This is a genomic window from Nonomuraea cypriaca (assembly GCF_015645445.1).
GTDB classification, from domain to species: domain Bacteria; phylum Actinomycetota; class Actinomycetes; order Streptosporangiales; family Streptosporangiaceae; genus Nonomuraea; species Nonomuraea cypriaca.
Genome location: NZ_JADOGI010000120.1, coordinates 21,887 through 31,875 on the forward strand (window position 1 = coordinate 21,887; position 9,989 = coordinate 31,875).

The window sequence follows — 9,989 nt, forward strand, 5'->3', positions numbered from 1 at the left end:
GCCTGTGAGGAACGAAAGGAAGACCGCTCATCATGACAATACAGAGACGGCAGCCGGAAGGGGAGTCGCCGGAGCGCCTCCCGCAGCGCTGGGTGCTCATCCTGATCACCGCGTCTTTCTGCGGGCTGGCGATCGGCGGCCTCACCGGATCCGTGCCGGCGGGCGCGGCGACGGCTCTGGGGCTCGCCGGACTGCTTCACAAGATCATGAAATAGCCCTCCGGGCCGGGGCGTTCACCCGAACGCCCCGGCTCACCCCGCACGGCGAACCCGCTCAGCCGCGCAGGCCCCGGCTCACCCTCGCACAGCGAGCCGGCTCACCCCCGCACGGCGAGGCGTTTCAACCCCGCACACCGCACAGCAGCCGGTTGTTTCCCCGCTGCCAGAGCGTCCCGACCTCGGTGAAGCCGGCGTCCCTGAGCGCCTGGACGTGCTGCGACAACAGATGGGACTCCGAGCCGGAATGAGCGGCCCCGGCGGTGGACCGCTCCTCGTTCAACTCGGCGAACGCCGGGTCCGCCGCGATCGCGTCCCACCAGGCGCGCCAGTCCTCCGGCGGGTTCGTCCCGAACGCCCGCTCCGTCTGCCGATCGTGCACGGCGTGCTCCAGCCGCGCCAGGGCCGGCGTGACGTCCTGGGTGTCCATGTGGTCGCCGTTGAGCAGCACTCCGCCGGGCCGCAGCACGGTCGCCAGCTCACCGTAAATGCGGCGCAGGTCAGGCTCGGCGATCCAGTGCAGCGCCGTCGTGCTGACCGCCGCGTCCGCGGGCCGGTCCAACCCGAGCAACCCCGTCCACCCGCTCGTACGCAGATCCGCCGAGACGAACGTGAGCCCCGGGTACGCCGCCCGCCCCAGCCCGAGCAACAGCGGATCGGCGTCCACGGAGATCACCGTGGCCTTCGGCAGCCGTTCGAGCAGCCGGAAGGACAACGACCCTGGCCCGCACCCGAGGTCGATCACCACCGGATCGGGCCTCCCGAGCGCCTCGACGGCGTCGATCAGAGCGGTGAAGCGCTCCTCCCGGTCGGGAAGGTAGCCCTCCTGCTGCTTGTCCCAACGCGCGATCCACTCCATTGCGGCATCGTGAGTGAGCACGAAGATCTCCTTGTGACCGTCGATTAAGCTTTGGACAGTCACAACCTAGAACTCAAAGGTGTAACCGGTCAAGTGGATTACAACAGTCACACGGATACGGTGGTCAGGGTCGCGGTGGCCCTCGTGAACGCGCTGACCCCGGGCGAGCGGCGTGGCCGCCCCTTCGCGCCGGACACCGTGGGCGCGGCCGCCACCGCGGGCATGCGTACCGTCTACCCGGGCTACCGAGAGGTCAGCGAGGCCGAGGCGGCGGAGCTCGCCGAGGTCGCCGCCCGCCTCCGTACGGTCTTCGCCGCCGTCGCAGCGGACGACATCGACACCGCCGCCACGCGGGTCAACGCGCTGCTCGACGAGACCCGCGCCAGGCCGATACTCGAAAAGCACGACGGAGAGCCGTGGCACCTCCACTTCCACGGCAGCGAGGGCACGATGTTCAGCGACTGGGCGGCCGGCTGCGCCACCGGGCTCGCGATCGTGCTGGGCGGCGAGTTCAGCGACCGTCTCGGGGTCTGCACGGCGCCGCACTGCGACCGCGTCTACGTGGACGTCTCGCGCAACGGCACCCGCAGGTTCTGCTCCACGGCCTGCCAGAACCGCGTCAAGACCGCGGCCTTCCGCGCGCGCGGCAAGGGCGAGTGAGACCGGGTCACGTCAGCAGGCGGATCGGGCTTCCCGCGAGGAACGCGTCGATGTCCTCCACGGCCTCCCTGAAGTACGTCTCGTAGTTCAGCTCCGTCACGTAGCCGAGGTGCGGCGTCGCGAGCACGTTCGGCAACGTACGGAGCTCGTGATCGGCCGGCAGCGGCTCGACCTCGAACACGTCCAGCCCCGCCCCCGCGATCCGGCCCGCCCGGAGGGCCGACACCAGGGCGGCCTGATCGACGATGGCCGCCCGCGAGGTGTTGACCAGATAGGCGGTGGGCCGCATCAGCGACAACTCGCGCTCACCGATCAGCCCCCGCGTCCGATCGCTCAGCACGAGGTGCACGGAGACGATGTCCGATCCGGACAGCAGCGCGTCCTTGGACGGGGCGAGGCGTACCCCGTGGGCCGCGGCCCGCTCCTTCGTCAGGTTCTCGCTCCACGCCACGACGTCCATCCCGAACGCCTGCCCGATCTCCGCCGTCCTGGTGCCGATCTTGCCGAGTCCGAGGAGGCCGAGCGTGCGGCCGTGCAGGTCGGCGCCCAGGGTGCTCTGCCAGGGACCGCCAGTGCGCATGGCGGTCGCCTCGGGGACCAGGTTGCGTACCAGGCCGAGGATGAGTGCCCAGGTCAGCTCGACCGGTGGCGTGGAGGTGCTGCCCGTGCCGCACACCGTGACGCCGCGGGCGCGGGCGGCGGCCAGGTCGATCGCGGCGTTGCGCATGCCGGTGCTGACGAGCAGGCGCAGGTTCGGCAGCCGCTCGAACAGCTCCGCGGGGAAGGGCGTGCGCTCGCGCATCGCGACCACGATCTCGTGGTCGCCCAGGGCGGCCACGAGGTCGTCCTGATCGGTGAAGCGCTCACGGAAGCTCGTCGCCCGCACCCGGGACCAGTCGGCCAGGCCGAGGGCCACCCCTTGGTAGTCATCCAGTACGGCGCAACGAAGCATGACGAACGATCCTCCGGCTGACATCGGCAAGCCCTCTAACCAGGCGGCGGCATTTTACTTACCCCCTGAACCGCCCCCTCCACACAGCCGTGCGTGAGGATGTCCTATGTCCGATGGGAGAGGAATAGCTGCGCGCCATCGTGAAGTGGCCGCGCCTCTACTACGCCAACGTGCACAACGCGAAGTATCCGGCGGGCGCCATCCGCGGCCAGCTCCGCCGCTGACATGCCGGGCTGACATGCCGGGCTGAGGCGCGCTGAGATGCCGTGCTGAAGTGCCGGGCTGAGATGCCGGGCTGAATGCGGCCCCCTGCTCCAGCTCCCTGGGGCGACCGGGGAGCTGGAGCCCGTTCATTCGGCGGCCAGCCGCTCTGCCTCTTCGTGCAGCGCCAGAATCAGGACCAGCTCCAGTTGGAGCCCGTCGAGATCGGTCGCCGCGAGGCCATCAAGGACGTGCATGGTGGGCCTCCCTGACCAAAGGACGCCTCACAGGTCACAACGGTTTACTACGTTTCGCTCCTGAAGCGTTCCCAGGCGGATTGACGGGTCATGCCGAGCGAGGCCCCGATGCGCTCCCAGCTGACGTCCCTGCCGCGCAGGTGCCCCACCCAGTCGCGCAGGTTGTCGTCGACCTGGGCCTGCACGGCGGCGATCTTCGGAAGATGGTCGAGGATCTGCTCCTCGCTCATGGTCTCCCACACGGGCAGCCGGGGCTCGGTGGAGGCGGCGTGGCGTTCTTGTTCGAGGATCTCGCCGCACAATCCGATGCACTCATTGCAAATGTGCACACCGGGACCGGCTACCAGTTTTTCCACCTCCCCGCTCTTCTTGTGGCAGAAGGAACAGCGGAGGTTCTCTTTCCAGTCAGGCATGGCCTGACGCTAGCCCGTCAGGCGACCCCTGACAAGCCCGACTGGCGATCCTTTTCGATCTCGGCTCCCAGGATGGTCTGCCGCTCCTCGTTGATCCTGCGGCAGAGCGTCACGTACGCCGTCAGGACCTTGCTGTACGAGTGGCGCGCCTGTTCGAGCTGGACGTGCAGGTGGACGACGCGCTCGGCGTCGCCTGATCGCTCGGCCTCGGCCAGCAACGCGCGCGCCTCGTCGACGATCTCTTCGGCGCGCATCCTCGTACGGCGGAGCAGGGCCGAGCATTCGTGCAGCTCGCCCAGCCGAGCTGAGGACCCGGCGGACCCGGCAGTATGCATGCGTGAGCCGACACCCTTCCACCAATGGGGATCAGATCCCATTCCCGCCACCTCCCCGGTCGAGGTTGCCTAACTGTAGACGCGCAACTCGCTCCGCAGGATCACACACGGTGGCCGGGGGTAGCTGAGCGCTCCCCGCGGAGAGGATTCTTCCTCCGGGTAGGAAATCCCCGTTCCTGGAACCCATTCGATGCCGGGTCGAATGTGGTAATTGGCCGGCTTGCCGCTGCTTATTCGGGGGAATGCGCTGAATCTCCGCTGATGGCAAAACCACGGGATGAAGTACGCCGATCGGCCCCGCGATGACGCACACTCGTCACATACTGAAACGGAATGACAGCGCAACGTGACTCCGGGGTGGGCTGTGGTGGCGATGTCGGCGGCAGGCAACGATGACGACACTGTGGACGACTCTGTCGATGTCAGTGTCGTCATCCCGGTGCACAACTGCCGGGACTATCTGGACAGGTGCCTCACCGCCGCGCTCGTACAGCGGGTCAAGAAGGAGCTGATCGTCGTCGACGACGGCTCCACCGACGGCAGCGCCGACCTGCTCGACCTCTACGCCGTCTACCACAGGGACGTCGTGAAGGTGATCCGCATCGGCGGGAGCGGCGGCGCCGGCCGTCCGCGCAACGTCGGGCTGCAGCACGCCACCGGCCGATACGTCTTCTTCTGCGACGCCGACGACTACCTCGGCCCCGAGGCGCTGGAGCGCATGGTCGCCATGGCCGACAGAAACGACTCCGACATCGTCCTCGGCAAGATCGTCGGGCATGGCCGGCGGGCGCCGGTGTCGATGTTCCAGCACAGCGCCGACCGGGTGGACCTCGGCGACAGCACCGTCTACAACAGCCTGAGCTGCTTCAAGCTGTTCAAGAAAGAGTTGCTCGACCGTCACCGCATCAGGTTCGGCGAGGGCGTGCGCATCGGCGAGGACATCCTGTTCACCGTCCACGCCTACTGCCACGCCGACGTCATCTCCGTGGTCGCCGACTACGACTGCTACCACCTCGTGTCCAGGCCCGACGGCAGCAGCATCATGCAGCAGCCGGGCAGCAGGGACCCGATCGCCTGGCTCGCCATGATCCGGGCGCCGATCCGGCTCATGACCGAGCACGTCGAGCCAGGCCCGCTGCGCGACCACCTGCTCCGCAGGCACTTCAGGCTGGACGCGTTCACCCAGCTCGGGGCCGTGTTCCTGGAGAGCGACGACGTGCGCCGCAAGGACATCGCGCGGGAGGTCGCGGCCCTGTGCGAGGAGTGGTACACGCCCGGCGTGCACGAGCGGCTCAACACCATCGACAGGCAGCGGGCGACCGCGCTCGACGACATCGAACGCCTGGTGCGCCTGGCCCGCATCGAGAGCGCCACGGTACGCCGCAGGCTGACCGGCGTGCGCTGGGACGGCGACCACCTGGTGGTGACCGGCGCGGCCCGGCTCGACGGCATCACCAGGGACGACGGCGTGGCCCTGGTCCTGCGTTCCCGGCACGAGCCCGCCGCCGAACTCGTCGTCCCCGCGGACCGGAAGGGGGGCGAGTTCACCGCCCGCATCGACGTGGCAGGGCTCGACTCGGGGATCTGGGACCTGCGGGTGGCGGTCGAGCTCGAAGGCGTGGTGCGCTTCGGCAGGCTGGGCGCCGACCGCGACAGCGGCGTCAACAGGCCGCCGCCGCGGCTGCTCGGCGAGGTGGTCGCGCTACCGTACTTCACCAGGGACAACGGCAACCTCAGCATCGACGTCGGCGGGCACGTGGTCGCGGTGCCAGGCTCGGTCCGGCTCATCAGGACGAGGTGGACGCTGGGGCACCGGTTGCTCATCGACGGCGAGATCGCCGTCGTCGGCACCACCCCGGCGGCCACGGCGATCAGGCGGCTCGTCTGGCGCGAGCGGCACACCGGCTGCGAACGGCCAGAGCGGTTGGTGGCGCTGCCGGGGGGCGGCTTCGCGGCCAGGCTGGCGGTGGGCCGGCTCACGCCCGGCACCTGGGACGCCTATCTGGAGCTCGACCTCGGCGGGCCGCCCGCGCGGTTCCGAGTCGAGGCCGACGCGCAGACGGTGGCGGCGCCACGCCGGTGGTGGGCGGCCGCCCTGCTCAGGACGGTGCGTCCGTACGCGACGCCGGGGAAAGGGCGGCTGAGCACGGTGGTACGGCGGCTGACGGCCCGGACCATCCTCCGGCGGATCAGGCTCTAATTGCAATATATGCGCAGTTGCACAAGTATGTCCCTAAAGGTATTCGTCGTTTTCAGGGGGCATCGCCGTGCACGTACCCGATGGCTTCTTCAATGCGGCTACGTCCGTATCGGCGGGAGCGGTGGCCGCCGCCGGGGTCGCGGTGTGCCTTCGCGGCGCGCGGCGCGAACTCGACGACCGCACAGCGCCCATGGCCGGGCTCGTGGCGGCATTCATCTTCGCCGTGCAGATGCTCAACTTCCCCGTCGCCGCGGGGACCAGCGGCCATCTGCTGGGCGGCGCGCTGGCCGCCATACTCGTCGGGCCCTATACAGGCGTCTTGTGTATGGCCGTGGTCCTTCTGGTGCAGGGGGTGTTCTTCGCCGACGGCGGGCTGACCGCGCTCGGCATCAACGTCACGATCATGGGCATCGTCACCGTGCTCGTCGGCTGGGCGGTCTTCAAGCTGGTCACCGGGCTGGCCAGGGGCAAGGGCGGGGTCACTGTGGCGGCGTTCCTGGCCGCGCTGATCTCCGTGCCTGCCTCGGCGCTGGTGTTCACGCTGCTGTTCTGGATCGGGGGGACGGCGCCGATCGAGGTGTCCGCGGTGGCGGCCGCGATGGGCGGCGTGCACCTGCTGATCGGGATCGGCGAGGGCCTGATCACGGCGATGACCGTCGGCGCCGTGCTCGCCGTCCGCCCCGACCTCGTGTACGGCGCCCGCGGCCTGGCCAAGCCCCTGGTCCTGCGCGGCACCGAGGGCACCACGACCGTGGAAGAGCCTGAGCCGGCCCCCGCGCGTGGTGTGGCCGGGCCGTTCCTGCTCGGCGGGCTCGGGCTGATCGCCGTGCTGGCCGGCATCGTGTCCTTCTTCGCCTCATCCGACCCGGACGGGCTGGAGGCGGTCGCCGAGAACAAGGGCTTCCTGGACCAGGCGACCGACCACGTGATGGGAGAGTGGGCGCTGGCCGACTACGGTGACGTAGGCGGCATCCCCGTGGGGGTGGCCGGGATCATCGGCGTCGGGCTCGTGTTGCTCATCGCCGGAGCCCTGGCCTACGCCGCGCGGAGTCGTAACAAGATCAAGGTGTGATTCGTGGGCGCTGGGCATCATCACCGGCTCTATCTGCCGGGCGGGTCCGTCGTGCACCGGCTGCCGTCTCAGTGCAAGCTGGTCGCCGTGCTCGCCTTCGCCGTCGTGGTGGTGGCCACGCCGCGTGAGCGGCTCTGGGCGTTCGCGCTCTACGCGGCGCTGCTCGGGGCGGTCGTGGTCGCGGCTCGGGTGCCGCCGGCGTACGTCGCGCGGCGGATGGTGATCGAGGTGCCGTTCGTGTTGTTCGCGTTCCTCATCCCGGTCATCGGGATGGGGGAGCGGACCACGGTGCTGGGGCTGTCGCTGAGCGTGCCAGGACTCTGGGCGGCCTGGAACATCCTGGCCAAGGCCACTCTCGGGGTGGTCGCGTCGATCCTGCTGGCGGCCACCACGGAGCCGCGGGCCATCCTCATGGGGGCGCAGCGGCTGCGGCTGCCGAGCCTGCTGGTGCAGATCGCCATGTTCATGCTGAGGTACCTGGACGTGATCATGGATGAGATGCGGCGGATGCGGGTGGCGCGGGAGTCCCGCGGGTTCGAGGCACGAAATTTCCGGCATATCCCTGTGGTCGCGCGGTCCGCCGGGGCGCTGTTCATTCGCTCGTACGAGCGGGGCGAGCGGGTGCATCTGGCCATGCTCAGCCGCGGATACTCAGGACAGATGCCGATAATTGAGGATATGTCGGCATCCGTTCGTCAATGGGGCGTGGCGCTCGCCCTGCCCGCCGCCGCCCTCGCCGTGTTGGGACTCTCCCTGTGAACTCTCTGGAAGTCACGCAGCTCGCCTACGCCTACCCCGACGGCACGCAGGCGCTGTTCGGCGTGGACCTCACGATCGCCAGAGGTGAGCGCGTGGCGCTGCTCGGCCCCAACGGCGCCGGCAAGACCACCCTCGTCATGCATCTCAACGGGATTCTCACTGCCGGGCACGGCAGTGTCACCGTGGCCGGCACCCCGGTGCGCCAGGACACGCTGAAGGAGGTCAGGCAGCGCGTCGGCCTGGTCTTCCAGGACCCCGACGACCAGCTCTTCATGCCCACGGTCCGCGACGACGTGGCCTTCGGCCCGGCCAACGCCGGCGTCCGCGGCGAGGACCTGGACCGGGTGGTCAAGGTCGCGCTGGAGCGGGTCGGCATGCTGGACGCCGCCGACCGGCCGCCGCACCACCTGTCGTTCGGGCAGCGGCGCCGGGTGGCGGTGGCGACCGTGCTGGCCATGGAGCCGGAGATCCTGGTGCTGGACGAGCCCTCGTCCAACCTGGACCCGGCGGCCCGCAGGGAGCTGGCCGAGATCCTGCGCTCGCTGGACGTGACGGTGCTCATGGTCACCCACGATCTTCCGTACGCGCTGGAGTTGTGCGAGCGCTCGCTGATCCTCTCCGGTGGGGTGATCGCCGCGGACGGCCCCACGCGCGGGCTGCTCGCCGACGCGGAGCTGCTGGCCAGACACCGTCTGGAGCTCCCGTACGGCTTCGCCATCCCGGAAGGGCGAGACGGTTAAGCGCGGCCTTGTCCGCCGGCATCCGCCTCTTCGTAGTTTGTGTATGCCCGGTATCCGGGGATGTCGAAGTACAGTGGCTCATCGAGGAGAGGGGCCAAATGAAGCTGCGGCTTGCGCGACATGCCCTGGGAGACGCCGTGGTGGTGGCCGTCGAGGGAGAGCTTGACCTGTTCACCGCACCGTTCCTCCGTGACGAGGTGCGTGACGCCATCAAGCAGGACGGCGCCAGGCTCGTGCTCGATCTGCAGCAGCTGTCATTCATGGACTCCAGCGGACTGTCCGTGCTGATCGAGGCCTGGCGGCTGGCGACGGGCGAGGGCGGCGGGGTGTCACTCGCGGCGCCGCAGGCGCCCGTGGCGCGCATCCTGCGCACGACCGGGCTGGACCGCCGGATCAAGGTGTACTCCGACGTTGACAGTGCCGTGGGAGAGATTTAACCCGGCCCCGAGTAGAACTTCATTCGGTCGGCGGGTTAGGGTCCGGGATATGGACGTGAACGGATCTGCAGCAATCATCTCCGGCGGCGCCAGCGGCCTCGGTGAGGCCACCGCACGCGAGTTGGCCCGCGCCGGCGCCACCGTGGTCGTCGCCGACCTCAACGAGGAGCGCGGCAAGGCCGTCGCCGACGAGATCGGCGGCGTCTTCGCCAGGACCGACGTGTCGGACGACGAGCAGGTGCAGGCGGCCGTCGACGCCGCGGTGGCCACCGGCAAGCCGTTGCGCGTCGTGGTCAACAGCGCGGGCATCGGCTGGGCCGAGCGCACGGTCAACCGCGAGGGCAAGCCGCACAGCCCGGCTAGCTACCGCAAGGTGATCGAGGTCAACCTGATCGGCACGTTCAACCTCATGCGCATCGCCGCCGCCGCGATCGCCAAGACCGAGCCGGCCGACGCCGACGGGCAGCGCGGCGTGGTGATCAACACGGCTTCCGTGGCGGCGCTGGAGGGGCAGATCGGGCAGTTGGCGTACTCCGCGTCCAAGGGCGGCATCGTGGGCATGACCGTTCCGGCCGCGCGTGACCTGTCCGCGATCGGCGTACGGGTGAACACGATCTGCCCCGGCATCATCGACACCCCGATCTACGGCTTCTCGGCCAACGCCGACGAGTTCAAGGCCAAGCTGGTGGCTCCGGTGGTGTTCCCCAAGCGGATGGGACAGGCCGGCGAATTCGCGCACCTGGTACGCGCGCTGATCGAGAACGACTACATGAACGCCGAGGTCGTCCGCTTCGATGGGGGGATTCGGTTCCAGCCCAAGTGACGCTGACGCGGGGGGCGTGCCCCCCGCGAACCCCCCCAGCCATGCGGGGGGCGTGCCCCCCGCAAG

At 69.4% G+C, this 9,989-nt stretch carries 13 protein-coding genes; 9 read left to right on the top strand and 4 right to left on the bottom strand.

The window, feature by feature from the left end:
• Positions 1 to 32: 32 nt before the first annotated feature.
• Positions 33 to 215, top strand: coding sequence for a hypothetical protein (locus tag ITP53_RS32695; protein ID WP_195899313.1), 183 nt, complete (start codon positions 33 to 35; stop codon positions 213 to 215).
• Between the two features lie 124 nt (positions 216 to 339).
• Here the strand turns inward: ITP53_RS32695 and ITP53_RS32700 are convergent, their stop codons facing one another.
• Positions 340 to 1,095, bottom strand: a complete 756-nt coding sequence (locus tag ITP53_RS32700) for a class I SAM-dependent methyltransferase (RefSeq protein ID WP_195899314.1) — start codon at positions 1,093 to 1,095, stop codon at positions 340 to 342.
• Between the two features lie 72 nt (positions 1,096 to 1,167).
• On the opposite strand from ITP53_RS32700, the gene ITP53_RS32705 reads away from it, so the two are divergent.
• Entirely contained in the window at positions 1,168 to 1,734 is a 567-nt protein-coding gene (locus tag ITP53_RS32705) for a CGNR zinc finger domain-containing protein (protein WP_195899315.1), read from the top strand.
• A 7-nt stretch (positions 1,735 to 1,741) separates the two neighbouring features.
• On the opposite strand, the gene ITP53_RS32710 is transcribed toward ITP53_RS32705, so the two are convergent.
• Positions 1,742 to 2,686: a D-2-hydroxyacid dehydrogenase family protein gene (locus tag ITP53_RS32710; protein WP_236051415.1), complete on the bottom strand. Its 945-nt coding sequence runs from the start codon at positions 2,684 to 2,686 to the stop codon at positions 1,742 to 1,744.
• A gap of 140 nt (positions 2,687 to 2,826) precedes the next feature.
• Here ITP53_RS32710 and ITP53_RS61325 point away from each other — a divergent pair, with 140 nt between their 5' ends.
• Positions 2,827 to 2,910, top strand: a complete 84-nt coding sequence (locus ITP53_RS61325; protein WP_407941341.1) for a CHRD domain-containing protein — start codon at positions 2,827 to 2,829, stop codon at positions 2,908 to 2,910.
• Between the two features lie 281 nt (positions 2,911 to 3,191).
• Here the strand turns inward: ITP53_RS61325 and ITP53_RS61755 are convergent, their stop codons facing one another.
• Together ITP53_RS61755 and ITP53_RS32725 are read right to left on the bottom strand one after the other, a co-directional pair.
• Positions 3,192 to 3,557, bottom strand: coding sequence for a ClpX C4-type zinc finger protein (locus ITP53_RS61755; protein ID WP_195899317.1), 366 nt, complete (start codon positions 3,555 to 3,557; stop codon positions 3,192 to 3,194).
• 17 nt (positions 3,558 to 3,574) lie between these two features.
• Positions 3,575 to 3,892: a hypothetical protein gene (locus ITP53_RS32725; protein WP_195899318.1), complete on the bottom strand. Its 318-nt coding sequence runs from the start codon at positions 3,890 to 3,892 to the stop codon at positions 3,575 to 3,577.
• Positions 3,893 to 4,295: 403 nt separating this feature from the next.
• Here ITP53_RS32725 and ITP53_RS32730 point away from each other — a divergent pair, with 403 nt between their 5' ends.
• From ITP53_RS32730 to ITP53_RS32755, 6 genes are all read left to right on the top strand, one after another.
• Positions 4,296 to 6,092, top strand: a complete 1,797-nt coding sequence (locus tag ITP53_RS32730; RefSeq protein WP_195899319.1) for a glycosyltransferase family 2 protein — start codon at positions 4,296 to 4,298, stop codon at positions 6,090 to 6,092.
• 67 nt (positions 6,093 to 6,159) lie between these two features.
• The gene (locus ITP53_RS60525; RefSeq protein WP_195899320.1) at positions 6,160 to 7,164 is read left to right on the top strand and encodes an energy-coupling factor ABC transporter permease; all 1,005 of its coding nucleotides are present in this window, start codon (positions 6,160 to 6,162) and stop codon (positions 7,162 to 7,164) included.
• Between the two features lie 3 nt (positions 7,165 to 7,167).
• Complete coding sequence (gene cbiQ / locus ITP53_RS32740) at positions 7,168 to 7,923, top strand: cobalt ECF transporter T component CbiQ (protein WP_195899321.1); 756 nt, start codon at positions 7,168 to 7,170, stop codon at positions 7,921 to 7,923.
• Entirely contained in the window at positions 7,920 to 8,663 is a 744-nt protein-coding gene (locus ITP53_RS32745) for an energy-coupling factor ABC transporter ATP-binding protein (protein WP_195899322.1), read from the top strand. The genes cbiQ and ITP53_RS32745 overlap by 4 nt, the downstream gene beginning before the upstream one ends.
• Before the next feature lie 98 nt (positions 8,664 to 8,761).
• Positions 8,762 to 9,100, top strand: a complete 339-nt coding sequence (locus ITP53_RS32750) for an STAS domain-containing protein (RefSeq protein WP_090946873.1) — start codon at positions 8,762 to 8,764, stop codon at positions 9,098 to 9,100.
• A gap of 49 nt (positions 9,101 to 9,149) precedes the next feature.
• Positions 9,150 to 9,923, top strand: coding sequence for an SDR family NAD(P)-dependent oxidoreductase (locus ITP53_RS32755; protein WP_195899323.1), 774 nt, complete (start codon positions 9,150 to 9,152; stop codon positions 9,921 to 9,923).
• Positions 9,924 to 9,989: the final 66 nt, after the last annotated feature.

Bases quoted from the DNA above. Each gene is read 5' to 3' on its own strand.
- ITP53_RS32695 (WP_195899313.1), top strand. From the start codon at position 33: ATGACAATACAGAGACGGCAGCCGGAAGGGGAGTCGCCGGAGCGCCTC.
- ITP53_RS32710 (WP_236051415.1), bottom strand. From the start codon at position 2,686: ATGCTTCGTTGCGCCGTACTGGATGACTACCAAGGGGTGGCCCTCGGC.
- ITP53_RS61755 (WP_195899317.1), bottom strand. From the start codon at position 3,557: ATGCCTGACTGGAAAGAGAACCTCCGCTGTTCCTTCTGCCACAAGAAG.
- ITP53_RS32725 (WP_195899318.1), bottom strand. From the start codon at position 3,892: ATGCATACTGCCGGGTCCGCCGGGTCCTCAGCTCGGCTGGGCGAGCTG.
- ITP53_RS32750 (WP_090946873.1), top strand. From the start codon at position 8,762: ATGAAGCTGCGGCTTGCGCGACATGCCCTGGGAGACGCCGTGGTGGTG.
- ITP53_RS32755 (WP_195899323.1), top strand. From the start codon at position 9,150: ATGGACGTGAACGGATCTGCAGCAATCATCTCCGGCGGCGCCAGCGGC.